Origin of the sequence: Mesorhizobium sp. B2-4-1 (genome assembly GCF_006442185.1) — a bacterium.
In the GTDB taxonomy this organism is placed as follows: domain Bacteria; phylum Pseudomonadota; class Alphaproteobacteria; order Rhizobiales; family Rhizobiaceae; genus Mesorhizobium.
Genome location: NZ_VFVN01000002.1, coordinates 302,360 through 320,403, shown reverse-complemented (window position 1 = coordinate 320,403; position 18,044 = coordinate 302,360). Strand labels below are relative to the sequence as shown.

Below are 18,044 nucleotides of genomic sequence, written 5' to 3'. Positions count from 1 at the left end.
CCCGTCGATGATCACTGGCTGACATACAGCACTGAAAATCCGCCACCGAGCAAGCAGCGATCGAAAATGACCGCCAGACAGTCTCTGCTTCAAGGCGCTGTCGCGTCGAGCCACCGTCTCATATTCTATCGGCCGATAGCCGCTATCTCAGACCCAACGCGCTTTCCAATGACGCAACGCCTTTGACGATGGAGGCTTGCTGGTCGGCGCTCAGCTGGGCCAGCAGTTCCCGTTCGAAAGCCTTCGCCAGTGGCACCATCTCGCTATAGGCCGCAAGTCCGGCTCTGGTCAGCGCCAGGTGCTCGACGCGGCGATCGTTCTCGTCAGTGGTTCGGATGAGCCAGCGGCGACGCTCAAGCTCCGCCACGGCACGCGAAACCTTTGTCTTGTGCATCGCCGACTGCGCGCCGAGTTCCGTCGCGGTCATTGTGCCGCGCTGGCCAAGCCCCGAAAGCGTACGCCATTCCGGCCGTGTGAGGCCGTGACGCTCCTTGTAGATCCGAGAGAATTCGCGGCTCAGCGCATCGGCCAGCCGATACAGCCGGTAGGGCAGAAAGCTTTCGAGTTCCAGGATTTCGGATTCCATGACCAGCCATCGAGAAATGCCCGCGCACGGCATTGATAGTTACATTTTGGATGGTTACAAATGAAACCAATTTGGTCAAGCATTCGCGAGGAGGAAGCGATGGCCTTTTCCTACATGCCGGGTTTCGGTAACGATTTCGAAACCGAAAGCCTGCCGGGTTCGCTGCCGCAGGGGCGTAATTCACCGCAGCGGCCGGCCTACGGCCTCTATGCCGAGCAGCTCTCCGGTTCGCCCTTCACCGCGCCGCGCGGCACCAATGAGCGCTCCTGGCTTTACCGCATCAGGCCGAGCGTCAGACATACCGGGCGCTTCAAGTCGGTGAGCTATCCCTTCTGGAAAAGTGCGCCCAATGTCGGCGATCATGAGCTGGCGCTCGGCCAGTATCGCTGGAGCCCGGTGCCGATGCCGAAGGAGCCGACCGACTTCATCGCCGGCATGCGCTCGATCACCACCGCCGGCGACGTGCTTGGGCAGACCGGCATGGCGGCGCATGTCTATGTCGCCAACAGGTCGATGGTCGACGACCATTTCTTCAACGCCGACGGCGAGTTGCTGGTGGTGCCGCAGGTGGGCGCCTTGCGCTTCGTCACCGAGATGGGAGTCATCGAGCTCAGGCCCGGCGAGATCGCGGTCCTGCCGCGCGGTCTCGTGTTCAAGGTCGAACTGGTCGATGCCGAAGTGCGCGGCTATGTCTGCGAGAACTACGGCGCCAAGCTGACGATGCCCGACCGCGGCCCGATCGGCGCCAACTGCCTGGCCAATCCGCGCGATTTCAAGACGCCCTGCGCCTGGTTTGAGGAGAAGGAGACGCCCTGCCGGCTGATCGTCAAATGGTGCGGACATTTTCATGTCACGGAAATCGGCCATTCGCCCCTCGATGTGGTGGCGTGGCACGGCAACTATGCACCCTATAAATATGATCTGGCGGCGTTTTCGCCGGTTGGTGCGATCCTCTTTGACCACCCCGATCCGTCGATTTTCACGGTGCTGACGGCGCCGAGCGGCGAGGAGGGCACCGCCAATATCGATTTCGTCATCTTTCCGCCGCGCTGGCTGGTGGCGGAGGATACGTTCCGCCCGCCCTGGTATCACCGCAACATCATGAGCGAGTTCATGGGGCTGATTCACGGCCAGTACGACGCCAAGGAAGAAGGGTTCGTTCCCGGCGGCATCAGTCTGCACAATCTGATGCTGGCCCATGGCCCGGATGCACCTGGCTTCGAAAAGGCCTCGCGCGCGGATCTGAAACCGGTCAAGCTCGACAACACCATGGCCTTCATGTTCGAGACCCGGTTCCCGCAGATGCTGACCCGCTACGCCGCCGAACTCGACACCAGGCAGGACAATTACATCGACTGCTGGGCCGATCTGAAGAAGCGCTTCAATGGCACGCCCGAGGGCGATTGGTCCTGAATGGATCGCTGCCGTCGGAAAACTGCCTTCAGGAAAGTTGAGCCGGCGGCTTGACGATTGCCCATAACAGCCTTGTTGTGGGCCAAGCGGCGCAAGGCCGCGTCAGGAGAGGAAACCGCATGAAGCTTGCCACATTGAAGAACGGGACGCGCGACGGAAAGCTCGTCGTCGTCTCGCGCGATCTTACACGCTTCACCGATGCCTCCTTCCTGGTGCCGACGCTGCAGGCGGCGCTCGACGATTGGCGGCGGATTTCGCCGCATCTGGCCGCAATGGCGGAGTCGCTCGAGAGCAATGCGGTGCCGTCGGCGCGCTTTCACGAACATAATGCCCATTCGCCGCTGCCGCGCGCCTATCAATGGGCTGACGGTTCGGCCTATGTGAATCATGTCGAGCTGGTGCGGAAGGCGCGCGGGGCCGAGATGCCGGCGAGCTTCTGGACCGACCCGCTGATCTATCAGGGCGGCTCCGACAGCTTCATCCCGCCGCGAGACCCGATCCGCATGGCCGACGAGGCCTTTGGCATCGACATGGAGGCGGAAGTCGCGGTCGTTGTCGATGATGTGCCGATGGGCGCTGGCCTTGAAAAAGCGCGGGAGGCGATTCGCCTGGTGATGCTGGTCAACGACGTGACGCTGCGTGCCATTACCGGACCGGAACTCGCCAAGGGGTTCGGCTTCTTTCAATCCAAGCCGTCCTCGGCCTTCTCGCCGGTCGCGGTGACGCCGGACGAGTTGGGCGAGGCCTGGGATGGCGGCAAGGTCAGCCTGCCGCTGCTTGCCGACCTCAACGGCAAACCTTTCGGCCGGGCGAATGCCGGCGTCGACATGACGTTCGATTTCCCCGCGCTCATCGTGCACGCGGCGAAAACACGGCCGCTGGCGGCGGGCACCATCATCGGCTCCGGCACCGTCTCCAACAAGCTCGGCGGTGAGCCTGGCAAGCCTGTCTCGGCCGGCGGCGCTGGCTATTCCTGCATCGCTGAACTGCGCATGATCGAGACCATCGAGAGCGGCGAGCCGAAGACGCCGTTTCTGCGTTTCGGCGACACGGTGCGCATAGAGATGAAGGACAAGGCCGGGCATTCGATCTTCGGCGCCATCGAGCAGACGGTCGAGAAATATGAAGGGTGAGAGCGCAAGAAGTTGAAGGATGAACCTGCTTGATCATCTGCGCCGAATGGCCCGCAACAACCGCTGGTCGAACGACCGGCTCTACCGCGCCGTGCTTATGCTGGGGCCTGGTGAATTCGAAGCCAATCGCATCAGCTTCTTCCCGTCGATAAGGGCGACGCTCAACCACATCCTTGCGGTCGATCTTCTCTATCTCGATTTTCTGGAGCAGGGCGGTATCGGCGCCGCGGTGTACGATGATTTCGTGCCGTTCGATAACGCAGCCGATTTGTCAGTGGCCCAGATCAAGTTCGACCGCAGGCTGATCACCTTCTGCGATGCCTTGTTGGAAGCCGACCTCGACCGCCATGTCATCACTGACCGGCGTGGAGACGGCATGATCCCGGAAAAGATCGGCGATATCCTTGCCCATGTTTTCCTGCATGACATCCACCATCGCGGCCAGGTGCACGCGATGCTGTCCGGCACGTCGGTCGCGCCGCCGCAACTCGACGAGTTCCTGCTCGATTATGATTTGAAGCTGAGGCAGGAGGAGGTTGGACGGCTGGGTTTGTGAGACCACTGCTTATGTCAGGGCGACGTCGTAGCGGGCGAAATGCGGGTCGGATGTCATGATGGTTAGTTTGTCCATTTGCGCCTGCGCAATCAGTAGTCTGTCGAATGGATCGCCATGGTGGTGGGGTAGGCCAGCGACAGCGTTCGCATGCTGGAAGGTGACGGCGAGCGGCTGAAATTGCATCCTTGGAAGCAGTGTTGGCAGATCATCCGGCGCATCGAGTTTTCTGATTGAGCGCTTGATGGCAATTTCCCAGACGCTTGCCGCGCTGGCGAACACCACCGCTTCCGAAGCCAGGATGGCGCGGTAGTGCTTGCTGAGACGTCGATCGTCCGAAATCGACCAAAGGATGATATGTGTATCGGCGAGAAACGGGCCGATCATCATTTGACGTACTCGTCCCATTCGGGGCCGAGTTCGTCAAAATCGTCCGCAATCCAGATCTTGCCTTTCAACGCGCCGATACGCGGCAAGGGTTCCGCCGCTGCCGGAGGCACGATACGCGCAGCCACCTTGCCGTGGCGCGTGAGTACAATCTCTTCACCGGCTTCCGCGCGGCTGACGAGTTCCGACAATTTGGCCTTGGCCTCGGCGATGGAAACATTCATGGCTCGATCCTTTGTGACCATAATTTAGGTCATAATTTATCGAACCGCAAGCCGCCGGTCGGGATCGATCTACTCCGCGGCCTGCACCTTGATCACGCCGCGCTTGATCTGGTCCTGCTCGATCGATTCGAACAGTGCGCGGAAATTGCCTTCGCCAAAGCCTTCGTCGCCCTTGCGCTGGATGAATTCGAAGAAGATTGGTCCGATCACGGTCTTGGAGAAGATCTGCAAGAGGATCTTCGTCGTGCCGCCGTCGACCACACCTTCGCCGTCGATCAAAATGCCATGCTTCTTCATGCGTTCGAGCGGCTCGTCATGGCCGTTCACGCGTGCATGCGACATCTCGTAATAGGTCTCCGGCGGGCCGGGCATGAATTTCAGCCCATTGGCGGCAAGCTTGTCGGTGGCCTCGTAGATCGCGTCGGTGCCCACCGCTATGTGCTGGATGCCCTCGCCATTGTACTTCTTCAGATATTCGGCGATCTGGCTGGTGTCGTCCTTGGACTCGTTGAGCGGAATGCGGATCTTGCCGCAGGGCGAGGTGATCGCCCGGCTGACCAGCCCGGTGATCTTGCCGTCGATGTCGAAGAAATGGATCTGCTTGAAGCCAAACAGGTCGCGGTAGAAACCCCACCATTTGTCCATGTTGCCGCGGTAGACATTATGCGTGAGGTGGTCGAGGAAATAGAAGCCGACGCCTTCCGGCCTGGGGTCGCGTTTGCCCAGCCATTCGAATTCGGCATCATAGGCCGAACCCCTCTCGCCATAGGTTTCGATGAAGTAGAGCAGCGAGCCGCCGATGCCAACGATCGCCGGCACGTCAAGCGTCTTGTCGGCGCCTTCGTAAGGCGTGGCTCCTTTCGATACCGCGTGTTCGAAGGCATGCTTGGCGTCCACGACCCGCCACGCCATCGAGGAGGCGCATGGGCCATGCTTGTCGACGAACTTCATCGCATGCGAGCTGGGCTCGGCGTTGACGACATAGTTGATGTCGCCTTGCCGCCAGACGGTGATGTCCTTGGTGCGATGCCTGGCCACGGCTACGTAGCCCATGCGGGTGAACAACTCGGCCAGCTTCCGCGGCTCCGGATGCGCGAATTCGACGAACTCGAAACCGTCGGTGCCGGCAGGGTTGGTCTTGCTGATCTTGGCGGGCGGGGCGTCGTGCGGGAAGGGACCCATGATAATCCTCCGGAAGCTGGCTTGGCCTGGATGGGCCATCTCAACTCATCATAGCGCGGGCAGGTCGCACGGTGCTTGCATTCAAACGCTTGAAATGTTTATCTGATGCATGAAATGTGCATGGTTTTTGGAAGTATCATGAATGATACGCGTCTTGATCAGTTTGATCGCAAGATATTGGCGCTGTTGCAGTGTGACGCACGGCTCACCAACAACGACCTTTCGGAGCGGGTGAACCTCTCGGCCTCGCAATGCTCGCGCCGCCGCCAGCGGCTTGAGGAGGACGGCTATATCAAGGGCTATCGCGCCGTGCTTGACCGCGACCGGCTGGGCTTTTCGCTGGTCAACGTCATCTCGGTGACCTTGGCCACTCACAACCGCGACAATGCGCGGCGCTTCGGCGAACTGGTGGCGCGGCTGCCCGAAGTGCAGGAGGCGCACGCGCTGACCGGCGAAATGGATTATATCCTGAAGGTGGTTACGCCCGACCTGAAATCATTGTCGGAGTTCGTCAATGGCGTGCTCTTGCCCCACGAATCTGTGCAGCACGTCAAGACGGCGATTGTGCTCGAGACGCTCAAGGAGACGGGCGCGCTGCCAATCTAACCCTTCGACTGCTGAATCAGCCCATAGAGATTGGTGCAGCGGGCGCCGGAACGGCAGTAGGCGAACACCGGGCCTTCCAGCTCGTCGAGCGCTTGTCCCTGGTCCTCGACATTCTCCGCCGTGATCTGGCCGCTGATGACGGGGATGTAGCGGAAGGCAAGCCCGGCAGCCTCGACTGCGGCCTTGAGCGTGTCGGCCGAAGGCTGGCCGGGCTGCTCGTCGTCCGGCCGGTTGCAGATCACGCTCTTGAAGCCGGCTGCCTTGATGGCGGCGACGTCCTCGGGCTGGATCTGGCCCGAGACCGAATAGTCCTCGCTGATCTCGCGGTATTCCATTGTGGTGTCCTCGCAATCTGGTTGGGCAGTCTTGCCACTCCCCGGCACGGCCGGCAATCCACGCCGAGGGATTTCTCTGCCAAATAGCGAGTGCTGACCGGAAAATCCAACCGGGCCGCGAGGGCCCGGTTGGGTCGGAGCGGCTCAACTGCCGAGGATCGCGCCTTTGATCTGCGTGATGTTGTTGTGCATCATGTCGACATAGGTCGAGGCCGGGCCTTCGGGCTGCGACAGCGCGTCGGAATAGAGCGTGCCGCCGACCTTGATGCCGGTCTCGCTGGCGATCTGCTCGATCAGGCGCGGATTGGTGATGTTCTCGACGAAGATCGCCGCCGCTTTGTCCTGCTTGACCTGCTCGACCAGCTTGGCGACGTCGGCGGCCGACGGTTCGGAATCCGTCGAGACGCCCTCCGGCGCTAGGAAGGTCAGGCCGTATTCGTGCTCGAAATAGCCGAACGCGTCATGCGAGGTGATGACAACGCGTTTTGCCTCGGGGATGGACTGGATCGCCGCCTTCACCTCGCTTTCGAGCGCGTCGAGCTTCTTTGTGTAAGCCGCGGCGTTGGTCTGGTAGCTGACGCAGCCATCATTGTCGGCCGCGCAGAACGCTTCGGCAATGTTCTTCACATAGATCTTGGCGTTGGCGATCGACTGGAAGGCATGTGGGTCGGTGACCGTCTTGCCGCCGCCGGTACCCGCGCCCTCCGCCGCGTCCGCATCGGCGAATTCCGGTTTGAAGTCGATCGCCGCCACGCCCTTGGTCAGGGTGACGATCGAGGCCTTGGTGGCGCTGGCATCGACCAGCCGCTGTAGAAAGCCCTCGAAATGCAGGCCGTTGACCAGCACCAGATCGGCGCCCGCCATGGCTACCGCATCAGCCGGGCTCGGCTCGTAGACATGCGCATCGCCGTCGGGTCCCACGATGGTGGTGATGTTGACGCGGTCGCCGCCAACATTCCTGGCGAAATCAGCAATGACGGTAAAACTTGCGACCACTTTCAAGGGCGCCGCAAAGGCCGACGACGCGTCGAGAGCAGTTAATGTTATAACGCTCATCGTAAGGGCGGCGCGGATCGATTTCAACATGGGCGGTCTCCTTGGAGGCTGGAGTGGATCAGGCCGTCCGATGACGGTGATGGATGATGCGGGCGCGCAGCGCGCCGCGTGTGCCGAACAGGATCGAGGCGAAATAGACGACGCCTGCCGACAGGATGATCGCCGGGCCTGAGGGCAGCGAGGCGTGGTAGGACAGAAGCAGTCCGGCGATGCAGGAGGCAAAGCCGATCAGCACGGCCAGCACGCACATCGGTTCGACGCGCACGGTCCAGAAACGGGCCGCGGCGGCCGGCAGCATCATCAGTCCGACCGACAGAAGCGTGCCCAGCGCCTGGAAGCCGCCAACGAGGTTGAGCACGACGAGGCCGAGGAAAATGAAATGCACCGGACTGCCCCACCGGCTGACCGAGCGCAGGAACAGCGGGTCGAGGCATTCGGCGACCAAGGCCCGCCAGAAGACGGCGAGACTGGCAAGCGTCACCAGCACGATGCCGCCGATCAGCGTCAGCGCGTCATCGTTGAGCGCCAGCACCGTACCGAACAGCACATGCATGAGGTCGACGCTGGAGCCACGGACCGAAACCATCAGCACGCCGACGGCGAGCGAAATCAGGTAGAAGGCGGCCATCGAGGCGTCTTCGCGCTGGATGGTGAATCGCGAGACGGCGCCCGCGCCGAGTGCAACGACGATGCCGGCGATCAGGCCGCCAATGGTCATCGGCAGGATTTCCAGCCCGTAAAGCAGGAAGCCGGCGGCGGCGCCCGGCAGGATCGCGTGCGCCATGGCGTCGCCCGAGAGGCTCATGCGCCGCAACATCAGGAACACGCCGACCGGACAGGCGCCGAGCGACAGCATCAGCGAGCCGAACAGCGCCCGCTGCATGAAGGCGAAATCGGCGAAAGGCGCGATGAAGAGTTCGTAGAAGACGTTCATCATGCAGCCCTTGGTCCGGCGCCATGATGGTGGTGACGATCCTGTGCATGGGCAGGCTCATCATGATTGTGATCATGTCCGTCATGGTCATGATCGGGTCCGCCCGGCTCGCACCATGGCGCGTTCTCTTCCCACGCTTCATGGAAGCGCCTGGCCCGCAGGAGATTCTCAGGCCGCAGCGTCTCCTTCGTCTCGCCCCAGGCGACAGGCTGGCGGGCCAGCAGCAGCGTTTCGGGAAAATTCTGCCGGACAAGGTCGAGGTCGTGGACGACGACCATGATTGTGCGTTCCTCGCCATGCCAGCGCTTGATCAGCGCAATAAGATCGCCCATCGTCTTTGCATCGACGGCGTTGAACGGCTCGTCGAGCAGGATTAGATCCGCATCCTGCAACAGCACGCGGGCAAACAAGGTGCGCTGCAACTGGCCGCCCGACAGCGTGTCGATCGGGCGGGTCTCGAAGCCGCCAAGGCCGACCGCCATCAACGCCTCGCTGACGGATTGGCGATCCTCCTTGGTATGGCGGCCGAGCAGCCCGCGTTTCGGCCACAGGCCGAGCGAGACCAGATCGACGACCCGGGCCGGAAAGCTGCGGTCGAGTTCCGACTGCTGCGGCAGATAGGCGGCGCGCACGCCAGGCGCCCGCGTCACAGCGCCGGCCATCGGCTTCAGCACGCCGACGATACCCTTCATCAACGTCGACTTGCCCGAACCATTGGCGCCAACGACGGCGGTCAGCGAGCCTTTGCGTATGATGCCGTCCAGATGATGGATCGCCGGATGGCTGTTATAGCCAAGCGTCAGGTCACGGAATGTCAGGCAGGTTTCGGTCATTTGACGGTCCGTGGGGCGGTAGTGCGGCTGCCGGGCAGCGCCGATTGGATATGTGATGTTATTACATTAGTCAACAAGCCAATCGAGCGGAATTGTGGCTGCCGGCTCAACTTGCCGTGACTCTCCGGCGCCGCTGGTCCAAGGGGATTTGGAACGCTCGGCCTTGCCCGAAGCCGGTGCCAACTTTAAAGAGGCGCGACCACAAAGGAAGGAAACTCCCATGAGCATTCGTCGCATCGATGTTGGCCCACGCATGAGCCAGATCGTCATTCACGGCAATACCGTCTATCTGGCCGGCCAGGTCGGAGAGCCGGGCGGCAATGTCGCCTCGCAGACCCGCGATATTCTGGCGACGATCGACGAATTGCTGGCCAAGGCCGGCACCGACAAGACCAAGATCGTCCAGGCGATCATCTGGCTGGCCGACATGGGCACCTTCGCGGAGATGAACTCGGAATGGGACAAGTGGGTGCCGCAGGGCCACACACCCGCACGCGCCACCGGCGAAGCCAAGCTCGCCGGTCCGGAATATCTGGTCGAGATCATTATCACCGCGGCCATCTGAGGCGCTGCGCTTTCCCTTCTCCCCTTCCTTGCGAAGGCAAAAAGGGGAGAAGGGAAGAGATGCTATCCGTGTGACGGCGTGAATCTTGCCACCAACGTGTGGCTCTCGGCTGCATAGGTGAAGCGCACATGGGTGACCGGGTGCTCGGCACTCCATGTCCGGCGCTCGACCACAAGACAGGCCGCACCAAGACCGATGTCGAGGGCATCGGCAACACGCTCGTCGGCGGCAACAGCACGAATGCGATGCTCGGCCTCGCTCCACGGCACACGGCCGATCAGCCACGGGCCCGGCGCAATATCCAGGAACTCTTCCTCGCCGGCTTCCTTGACGGCGGAGAGATTGATCAGCCGCTCTTCGAGCGCGAACGGCCGTTCTCCGGCGAAATGCAGGCATTCCAGCGATAGCACCGAACCCGAGGCGGAAAGCCCGAGCAGCGACCGGTCTTGCGCGCTGCTGCGCCGCTTCAGGCGCGCAAGCCGCTCGTAGCGATAGGGCAGGCCGAGCGCTTCGACCTCGATCCTGATGTCATGGATTTCCAGCACCGCCGCTTGCGATTGCGGCCGACGCACGAAACTGCCTGAGCGCCGGCGGCGTTCGATCAGTCCTGACTTGGCAAGCTGCGACAGCGCCTTGTTCACCGTCATGCGCGAGCAATCATATTCGGCCGTCAGCTCGTGCTCGAACGGGATGCGATGCCCCGGCGCCCAGGCGCCGGACAGGATTTTCTCGCTTATGTCCGACAGGATGCGCTGATGCAGCGACACCGTCTCGCCGCCCTCCGTCTCCGCTGTCGCCACCATGCTCATGGGCGGTCCCTGATCAGCCTGCCGAAAGCGCGGTCATGACATTGCGGAAACGCGCCGCGATGGCGTCGCGCCTGGCGTGCCTGCCACCGCTGACTTGCTTTTGGCCGTGCACCCAGACGCAATCGACCTTGGTGCCGTTGGCGAAGATCCAGGCGTCGAGGATCGCGTCTCCGGTCTTGCCGGCAAGCGACGCCTGGCTGTGGTCGAGCGAGACGAGATCGGCGGATGCGCCAATGGCGATCCGCGAGGCGCCGGCGCCAAGGGCGACGCTGCCGCCGTCAAGCGCTGCGTCGAACAGCGCGCGGCCGGTCGAGCCGCCGGCGACCGCCAGCACGTTGCGGGCGCGGTGGGCAAGACGCTGCGAATATTCGAGTTGCCGAAGCTCGTCCGGCAGGCCGATCAGCACGTTGGAATCGGAGCCCACGCCGAAGCGGCCGCCATGTTGCGCGAACAGCGGCGCCGCAAAAATGCCATCACCGAGATTGGCTTCGGTGATCGGGCACAGCCCCGCGATCGCGCCGCTTTTTGCCATCGCCATGGTCTCGGCATCGGTCATATGGGTGGCATGGATCAGGCACCAGCGCCGGTCGACATTGGCATGGCCAAGCAGAAACTCGACTGGACGCGCGCCCGACCAGGCGATGCAGTCCTCGACCTCCTTCACTTGTTCCGCGACGTGGATGTGGATCGGTCCCTCCGGCGTCATCGCAGCGACTTGTCGCAACTCCTCGACCGTCGCCGCACGCAAACTATGGGGGGCGACGCCGATGACCGCTTGATTCAAGGTGCGAACGCATTCGCGACTTTTCTCAACCAGGCGTGAGAACCGGTTAACATCATTGAGAAATCTGCGCTGACCTTCGTTGGGAGCCGCGCCGCCGAAAGAAGAGTGTGCATAGAAGACCGGCAGCAGCGTCAAGCCTATGCCGGTTTCTGCGGCGGCGGCCGCGATGCGCTCGGCCATTTCGGCAATGTTGGCGTAGGGCTTTCCGTCGCGGTCGTGATGCAGATAATGAAATTCGCCCACACGCGAAAAGCCGGCCTCCAGCATCTCGACATAGAGCTGGGCGGCTACCGCCTCGACCTGGTCGGGCGTCATCGACAGCGCGAAACGGTACATCACCTCGCGCCAACTCCAGAAACTGTCGGCCGACGGGCCGCGCAACTCGGCAAGTCCGGCCATGCCGCGCTGGAACGCGTGGCTATGCAGGTTGGGCATGCCCGGCAGGACGATGGCGTGGCGCTCGTCGCCGGTGTTCGGCGCAACCCCGGCGTCGATTGCCGCAACGCGGCCTCCGCCCAGGGCGATGCGCACATTGCTTCGCCAGCCTTCCGGCAGAAGCGCCTGTTCCGCAAAGATCGCCGTCACGTTGTTCTCCGAATCCTGGCTTATGATGACAATAGCACTTGCGGTGCTTTTTAATATGTATATACATAGCCGCCATCCTTTCAAAGGGAAAATATGATGGCTGGAGAAAGCAGGAGCCGGGCGGCGGCGGTTCGCATATGGCGCAATGCGCGCCTGGCGACTTTTGCCGAAGGGGCAGGGCAGGGCGTCGTCGAAAAGGGCGCCGTCGCCGCGCGTGACGGCATCATCGTCTATGCCGGCGCCGAAGCCGATATTCCGGCGGCGTTCGAGCAGCGTGCCGAGATCGTCGATTGCGAGGGCCGCTGGATCACGCCCGGCCTGATCGACTGCCACACCCATCTCGTCCATGCCGGCGACCGCGCCAACGAGTTCGAGATGCGGCTGGCCGGCGCCACCTATGAGGAGGTCGCCAGGGCCGGCGGCGGCATCGTCTCGTCGGTTAGGGCCTTGCGTGCCGCGGGTGAGGACGAACTGGTCGCTCAGACACTGCCGCGTCTCGATGCGCTGATCGCCGAGGGCGCCACCACCGTCGAGGTCAAGTCCGGCTATGGCCTTGACCTGGAAAACGAGAAAAAGTCGCTGCGCGCGGCGCGCCGCCTGGGCGCCGAGCGCCCGGTGACGATCCGCACGACCTTTCTCGGCGCCCATGCCTTGCCGCCGGAAGCCAAGGGCGACAAGGACGCCTTCATCGATCTCATCACCGCCACGATCCTGCCGGCCATTGCTGCCGACGGGCTTGCCGACGCCGTCGATGGTTTCTGCGAAGGCATCGCGTTTTCGGTCGAGCAGATGGCACGGGTCTTCGAAGCCGCAAAGGCGCTTGGCCTCCCGGTAAAGCTCCATGCCGACCAATTGTCGAACCTGCATGGCGCCGAACTCGCCGCGCGCTATGGCGCGTTGTCGGCCGATCATCTCGAATACACCGATGAGGCAGGCGCGGCGGCAATGGCTGCATCGGGCAGCGTGGCGACGATCCTGCCCGGCGCCTACTATTTTATTCGCGAAACGAAGAAACCTCCGATCGAATTATTCCGCAGGCATGACGTCAGGATGGCCGTCGCCACCGACAACAATCCCGGCACCTCGCCGCTGACGTCGTTGCTGCTGACCATGAACATGGCGGCGACCTTGTTCGGCATGACGGTCGATGAATGCCTCGCGGGCGTGACCCGCGAAGCCGCCCGCGCACTGGGTCTGCTCGGACAGACCGGCACGCTGGAGGCGGGGAAATCCGCCGATCTAGCGATCTGGAGCATCGAGCGCCCTGCCGAACTCGTCTACCGCATGGGCTTCAACCCCTTGCACGCGCGCATCTGGAGAGGACAATGACCGAACTCGTACTGAAACCCGGCAACGTGACCCTGGCCGACTGGCGCGCCATCTATCGCGGCGCCGTGCCCAGGCTCGACGATGCCTGCCGGCCAAGGATCAAGGCGAGTGCGGAGGCTGTCGCACGCATCGTCGCCAAGGGCGAGCCGGTCTATGGCATCAACACCGGTTTCGGCAAACTGGCCAGCGTCCGCATTCCTGCCCAGGATCTCGAAACGCTCCAGCGCAACATCGTGCTCTCGCACGCCGCCGGCGTCGGCGAGCCGATGCCGGTCGCTGTTTGCAGGCTGATGATGGCCCTGAAGCTTGCCAGCCTGGCGCAAGGCGCCTCCGGTGTGCGGTCGCGTACCATCGAGCTGCTGGAAGCGATGCTGGCCAACGATGTCATCCCGGTGGTGCCGGCGCAAGGTTCGGTCGGCGCCTCCGGCGACCTCGCGCCCCTGGCGCACATGACGGCCGTGATGGTCGGCGTCGGCGAATGCTTCACCCCGCATGGCCGCTTCCCGGCCAAGGTCGCCTTCGTGTCGCATGGGCTGGAGCCTGTCATCCTTGGCGCCAAGGAAGGGCTGGCGCTGCTTAACGGCACGCAATTCTCGACCGCCTACGCGCTGGCGGCCCTGTTCGAGGCCGAGGTTCTCTACCAGTCGGCACTGGTCGCGGGTGCATTGTCCACCGACGCCGCGAGGGGCTCGGACGCCCCCTTCGATCCGCGCATCCATCTCTTGAGAAGGCATCGCGGCCAGATCGAGACGGCGGATGCGCTGCGCAGTCTGATGGCCGGCAGCGCCATCCGCGAATCCCACCGCGTCGGCGACGAACGCGTACAGGATCCCTATTGCCTGCGCTGCCAGCCGCAGGTGATGGGGGCGGCCCTCGACGTGTTGCGCAAGGCGGCCGACACGCTCGGCACGGAAGCCAATGGCGTCACCGACAATCCCTTGATCTTCGCCGAGGACGACACGGCCTTGTCGGGCGGCAATTTCCATGCCGAGCCGGTGGCTTTCGCCGCCGACATGATTGCACTCGCCGTCTGCGAGATCGGCTCGCTGTCGGAGCGCCGCATCGCCATGCTGGTCGACCCTGCGCTGTCGGGCATGCCCGCCTTTTTGACGCCGAAGCCCGGCCTGAACTCCGGTTTCATGATCCCGCAGGTGACGGCGGCGGCACTGGTTTCCGAAAACAAGCAGAAGGCCTATCCAGCAAGCGTCGATTCGATCCCGACCTCGGCCAACCAGGAGGATCACGTCTCGATGGCCGCACATGGTGCGCGCCGGCTGATCGGCATGGTCGAGAACGCCACGGCCGTCATCGGCATCGAGTTGCTGGCCGCGACCCAGGGCTGCGATTTCCACGCGCCGCTCGCTTCCAGCACCGCACTCGAAGCGGTGCGCAAATTGGTCAGGGCGGAGGTGCCGCATCTCGACAACGACCGGCATTTCCATCCCGACATGGAGAAAGCCATCGCCATGGTGCGCAGCGGTGCAGCGGTGAAGGCGGCGAGCGCGGTGGCGCTGCCGGGAATTGCCTCATGAGAGTGCTTGGCATGGTAGGTTGCGTTCCTTCTCATCCCAGCCGTAGAGCTCCAACATGCGGAGGCCTCGCATGACACCTCCTTGGCTGACGGTAAAACAAGGCACCGCGCCGCTGCTGGTTTCCATGCCGCACACCGGCATCGATCTCGCCGGTCTCGACAACCGGCTGGTCTCGAGCTGGCTTGGCCAGCGCGACTGCGACTGGTGGATCGACAAGCTCTATGATTTCGCCGCAGGTCTTGGCGCCACCGTCGTGCACACCGCCATCTCGCGCACCGTCATCGACGTCAATCGCGATCCGTCCGGCGCCTCGCTCTACCCTGGTCAGGCGACGACCGGGCTGTGCCCGACCGAAACCTTCGACGGCGATCCGCTCTACCGTACAGGCGAGGAACCGGGGCCGTCGGAAATCGACGAGCGTCGCCGAAAATTCTTCATGCCCTATCATGCCGCGCTCCAGGCCGAGATCGACCGGCTGCGCGGATTGCATGGCAAAATCGTCCTCTATGACTGCCACTCGATCCGCTCTGTGCTGCCGCGCCTGTTCGATGGCACGCTGCCGGTCTTCAATCTCGGCACCAATGACGGCAAGAGCACGGATCCGGCGCTGCAGGAAAAGGTCGCCGGGATCCTGGCCGAGACCGGCGAGACCTTCGTGGTCAATGGCCGCTTCAAGGGCGGGTGGATCACGCGCCATTTCGGCCAGCCGCAAAACGGCGTCCATGCGCTGCAGATGGAACTGTCCAACCGCGGCTACATGCGAGAGCCCGAAGGCAAGGGCGCGCCCGACAACTGGCCGGTGCCTTACGACGCCGCCTTCGCCGCGCCGATCCGCGCCACGCTGACATCCATCCTCGAGACCGCGATTTCGTGGGTCGAGAGCTGACGCCTCGCCGCACTCATCTGAAAGGGAAGTGACGACATGACCGATCCTCGCCACAACATCCGCGAAGTGCGCAGCCCCCGCGGCGACAAGCTCAATGCCAGGTATTGGACGACCGAAGCGCCGCTGCGCATGCTGATGAACAATCTCGATCCCGATGTCGCCGAAAATCCCAACGAACTGGTCGTCTATGGCGGCATCGGCCGGGCCGCGCGCACCTGGAACGATTTCGACCGCATCGCCGCTTCGCTGAAGACGCTTGGCGAGGACGAGACGCTGCTGGTGCAGTCCGGCAAGCCGGTCGGCGTCTTCCGCACCCATCCGGGCGCGCCGCGCGTTTTGATCGCCAACTCCAATTTGGTGCCGCATTGGGCGACCTGGGAGAAATTCAACGAGCTCGATAGGAAAGGCCTGATGATGTACGGCCAGATGACGGCCGGCTCGTGGATCTATATCGGCACGCAAGGCATCGTGCAGGGCACCTACGAGACCTTCGTCGAAGCCGGACGCCAGCACTATGGCGGCGATCTCAGGGGCAAATGGATCCTGACTGGCGGCCTCGGCGGCATGGGCGGCGCGCAGCCTCTCGCCGCCGTCATGGCCGGCGCCTGCTGCCTGGCCGTCGAATGCGATCCCGACCGCATCGATTTCCGGCTGCGCACCCGCTATGTCGACGAGCGGGCGGACACGCTTGACGAGGCGCTGGAGAAGATCGAGCGCTGGACCAGGGCGGGCGAGGCGAAATCGGTCGGCCTGGTCGGCAACACCGCCGATATCGTGCCGGAACTGGTGCGGCGCGGCGTGCGCCCCGACATGGTCACCGACCAGACTTCGGCGCACGATCCGTTGAACGGCTATCTGCCCAAGGGCTGGACGCTCACCGAGTGGCGCGAGAAGCGCACGTCCGACCCGAAAGCAGTCGAGAAAGCCGCCCGCGCCTCGATGCGCGAGCATGTCGAGGCGATGGTGGCCTTCTGGAACGCCGGCGTGCCGACGCTCGACTACGGCAACAACATCCGCCAGGTCGCCAAGGAAGAAGGCTTCGAGAACGCCTTTGCCTTTCCCGGTTTCGTGCCGGCCTATATCCGCCCGCTGTTCTGCCGCGGCATCGGCCCGTTCCGCTGGGCGGCCCTTTCCGGCGACCCGCAGGACATCTACAAGACCGACGCCAAGGTGCGCGAACTGACGCCCGGCAACACCCATTTGCACAACTGGCTGGACATGGCGCGCGAGCGCATCGCCTTCCAGGGCTTGCCGGCGCGCATCTGCTGGGTCGGCCTCGGCGATCGCCACCGGCTGGGCCTCGCCTTCAACGAGATGGTCGCCAAAGGCGAACTCAAGGCGCCTGTCGTCATCGGCCGCGACCATCTCGATTCCGGCTCGGTCGCCTCGCCGAACCGCGAGACAGAGGCGATGAAGGACGGCTCGGATGCTGTTTCCGACTGGCCTCTGCTCAACGCTCTGCTCAACACGGCATCGGGCGCTACCTGGGTGTCGCTGCACCATGGCGGCGGTGTCGGCATGGGCTTTTCCCAGCATGCAGGCATGGTCATCGTCGCGGACGGCACGCCTGAGGCAGCCAGGCGCCTGGAGCGGGTGCTGTGGAATGATCCGGCGACCGGCGTCATGAGGCACGCCGACGCCGGCTACGACATCGCCATCGACTGCGCCAGGGAGCATCAGCTCAATTTGCCCGGCATTCTGGGATAACAGGCCGACCGATGCGCGTCCTGCGGGCAGCCGAATACAAATCGATGCCATGGAAGAACGGCGGCGGCGTGACGACGGAAATCGCCGTCTCGCCGGCCGATGCCGGGCTCGACGCCTTCGACTGGCGTGTCTCGATGGCGCGCGTCGAAGGCAGCGGGCCGTTCTCCAGCTTTGCCGGCATTGACCGCACCCTGTCGGTATTGGAAGGCGAGGGGATCATTCTTGATGTCGCCGGCGAGCCGCCGGCGTGCCTGACCGCCGCTTCAGCGCCGTTTTCCTTTCCAGCCGACCGGCCGACCAGTGCCGAACTGATCGCCGGTCCGATCACCGATCTCAACGTGATGACCCGGCGTGGCCGCATGAGGCATTCCGTCGAACGCCTCGTAATGTCGAACCCTTTGGAAATCGGGATTGAAAGCAGAGCGACCCTCGTCCTGTGCCTGGGTGGGGAAGTCTTGGTTTCCGCCGCAGAGCCTATTCGCCTTAGCCACCTCGACGCACTCCTGACTGCCTCAGCCACAGCTGGCCTGCGCATCAAGCCCATCGACCACCCGACAGTATTCGTGGTCCGGATCGATGGCATTCGACCCAACGATTAACGCTTG

At 63.3% G+C, this 18,044-nt stretch carries 20 protein-coding genes; 10 read left to right on the top strand and 10 right to left on the bottom strand.

What is annotated here, in order from left to right; genetic code table 11:
* Positions 1 to 142 precede the first annotated feature (142 nt).
* A complete protein-coding gene (locus tag FJ949_RS06175) occupies positions 143 to 586 on the bottom strand; it encodes a MarR family transcriptional regulator (RefSeq protein WP_140494170.1) in 444 nt (147 codons plus the stop codon).
* Between the two features lie 99 nt (positions 587 to 685).
* Here FJ949_RS06175 and hmgA point away from each other — a divergent pair, with 99 nt between their 5' ends.
* The 3 genes from hmgA (at position 686) to FJ949_RS06160 (ending at position 3,688) form a co-directional block, all read left to right on the top strand.
* Positions 686 to 1,999 (top strand): homogentisate 1,2-dioxygenase, encoded by a 1,314-nt coding sequence (gene hmgA, locus FJ949_RS06170; RefSeq protein ID WP_140494168.1) that lies wholly within the window; start codon positions 686 to 688, stop codon positions 1,997 to 1,999.
* Between the two features lie 119 nt (positions 2,000 to 2,118).
* Positions 2,119 to 3,132 (top strand): fumarylacetoacetate hydrolase family protein, encoded by a 1,014-nt coding sequence (locus tag FJ949_RS06165; protein WP_140494166.1) that lies wholly within the window; start codon positions 2,119 to 2,121, stop codon positions 3,130 to 3,132.
* Positions 3,133 to 3,151: 19 nt separating this feature from the next.
* On the top strand, positions 3,152 to 3,688 hold the full coding sequence (locus FJ949_RS06160) for a DinB family protein (RefSeq protein ID WP_140494164.1): 537 nt from the start codon (positions 3,152 to 3,154) through the stop codon (positions 3,686 to 3,688).
* Between the two features lie 9 nt (positions 3,689 to 3,697).
* On the opposite strand, the gene FJ949_RS06155 is transcribed toward FJ949_RS06160, so the two are convergent.
* The 3 genes from FJ949_RS06155 to hppD all read right to left on the bottom strand — a co-directional run bounded on the left by FJ949_RS06155 (position 3,698) and on the right by hppD (position 5,478).
* Positions 3,698 to 4,075 (bottom strand): type II toxin-antitoxin system VapC family toxin, encoded by a 378-nt coding sequence (locus FJ949_RS06155; protein WP_140494162.1) that lies wholly within the window; start codon positions 4,073 to 4,075, stop codon positions 3,698 to 3,700.
* Positions 4,072 to 4,296, bottom strand: coding sequence for a type II toxin-antitoxin system prevent-host-death family antitoxin (locus FJ949_RS06150; RefSeq protein WP_023813589.1), 225 nt, complete (start codon positions 4,294 to 4,296; stop codon positions 4,072 to 4,074). Before FJ949_RS06150 ends, FJ949_RS06155 begins: the two co-directional genes overlap by 4 nt.
* Before the next feature lie 69 nt (positions 4,297 to 4,365).
* Complete coding sequence (hppD, locus tag FJ949_RS06145; RefSeq protein WP_140494160.1) at positions 4,366 to 5,478, bottom strand: 4-hydroxyphenylpyruvate dioxygenase; 1,113 nt, start codon at positions 5,476 to 5,478, stop codon at positions 4,366 to 4,368.
* A 138-nt stretch (positions 5,479 to 5,616) separates the two neighbouring features.
* Here hppD and FJ949_RS06140 point away from each other — a divergent pair, with 138 nt between their 5' ends.
* Positions 5,617 to 6,084: an Lrp/AsnC family transcriptional regulator gene (locus FJ949_RS06140; RefSeq protein ID WP_140494158.1), complete on the top strand. Its 468-nt coding sequence runs from the start codon at positions 5,617 to 5,619 to the stop codon at positions 6,082 to 6,084.
* Here FJ949_RS06140 and FJ949_RS06135 read toward each other — a convergent pair.
* The 4 genes from FJ949_RS06135 to aztA form a co-directional block, all read right to left on the bottom strand.
* Positions 6,081 to 6,419 (bottom strand): TIGR01244 family sulfur transferase, encoded by a 339-nt coding sequence (locus tag FJ949_RS06135; RefSeq protein ID WP_140494156.1) that lies wholly within the window; start codon positions 6,417 to 6,419, stop codon positions 6,081 to 6,083. The two genes, FJ949_RS06140 and FJ949_RS06135, sit on opposite strands and share 4 nt — an antisense overlap.
* 144 nt (positions 6,420 to 6,563) lie before the next feature.
* Positions 6,564 to 7,505, bottom strand: a complete 942-nt coding sequence (gene aztC / locus FJ949_RS06130; RefSeq protein ID WP_140494154.1) for a zinc ABC transporter substrate-binding protein AztC — start codon at positions 7,503 to 7,505, stop codon at positions 6,564 to 6,566.
* Positions 7,506 to 7,533: 28 nt separating this feature from the next.
* Positions 7,534 to 8,409 (bottom strand): zinc ABC transporter permease AztB, encoded by an 876-nt coding sequence (aztB, locus tag FJ949_RS06125; protein ID WP_140495011.1) that lies wholly within the window; start codon positions 8,407 to 8,409, stop codon positions 7,534 to 7,536.
* The gene (gene aztA, locus FJ949_RS06120) at positions 8,409 to 9,242 is read right to left on the bottom strand and encodes a zinc ABC transporter ATP-binding protein AztA (protein WP_140494152.1); all 834 of its coding nucleotides are present in this window, start codon (positions 9,240 to 9,242) and stop codon (positions 8,409 to 8,411) included. The genes aztB and aztA overlap by 1 nt, the downstream gene beginning before the upstream one ends.
* Positions 9,243 to 9,462: 220 nt before the next feature.
* Between aztA and FJ949_RS06115 the strand changes: the two genes are divergently transcribed.
* Positions 9,463 to 9,807, top strand: a complete 345-nt coding sequence (locus FJ949_RS06115; RefSeq protein WP_056562755.1) for a RidA family protein — start codon at positions 9,463 to 9,465, stop codon at positions 9,805 to 9,807.
* Positions 9,808 to 9,869: 62 nt separating this feature from the next.
* Here FJ949_RS06115 and hutC read toward each other — a convergent pair whose 3' ends face one another.
* Together hutC and FJ949_RS06105 are read right to left on the bottom strand one after the other, a co-directional pair.
* Positions 9,870 to 10,616 (bottom strand): histidine utilization repressor, encoded by a 747-nt coding sequence (hutC, locus tag FJ949_RS06110; RefSeq protein ID WP_140494149.1) that lies wholly within the window; start codon positions 10,614 to 10,616, stop codon positions 9,870 to 9,872.
* Positions 10,617 to 10,629: 13 nt separating this feature from the next.
* Positions 10,630 to 11,985, bottom strand: a complete 1,356-nt coding sequence (locus FJ949_RS06105) for a formimidoylglutamate deiminase (RefSeq protein WP_140494147.1) — start codon at positions 11,983 to 11,985, stop codon at positions 10,630 to 10,632.
* A 96-nt stretch (positions 11,986 to 12,081) separates the two neighbouring features.
* Between FJ949_RS06105 and hutI the strand changes: the two genes are divergently transcribed.
* From hutI to FJ949_RS06080, 5 genes are all read left to right on the top strand, one after another.
* Positions 12,082 to 13,314 carry an imidazolonepropionase gene (gene hutI, locus FJ949_RS06100; RefSeq protein WP_140494145.1) on the top strand — a complete coding sequence of 411 codons (1,233 nt, stop codon included), beginning with the start codon at positions 12,082 to 12,084 and terminating at the stop codon, positions 13,312 to 13,314.
* Entirely contained in the window at positions 13,311 to 14,846 is a 1,536-nt protein-coding gene (gene hutH / locus FJ949_RS06095) for a histidine ammonia-lyase (RefSeq protein WP_140494143.1), read from the top strand. Before hutI ends, hutH begins: the two co-directional genes overlap by 4 nt.
* Before the next feature lie 70 nt (positions 14,847 to 14,916).
* On the top strand, positions 14,917 to 15,732 hold the full coding sequence (gene hutG / locus FJ949_RS06090) for an N-formylglutamate deformylase (RefSeq protein WP_140494141.1): 816 nt from the start codon (positions 14,917 to 14,919) through the stop codon (positions 15,730 to 15,732).
* A 36-nt stretch (positions 15,733 to 15,768) separates the two neighbouring features.
* Positions 15,769 to 17,439, top strand: a complete 1,671-nt coding sequence (gene hutU / locus FJ949_RS06085) for a urocanate hydratase (protein WP_140494139.1) — start codon at positions 15,769 to 15,771, stop codon at positions 17,437 to 17,439.
* Between the two features lie 11 nt (positions 17,440 to 17,450).
* Positions 17,451 to 18,038: a HutD family protein gene (locus FJ949_RS06080; protein ID WP_140494137.1), complete on the top strand. Its 588-nt coding sequence runs from the start codon at positions 17,451 to 17,453 to the stop codon at positions 18,036 to 18,038.
* Positions 18,039 to 18,044: the final 6 nt, after the last annotated feature.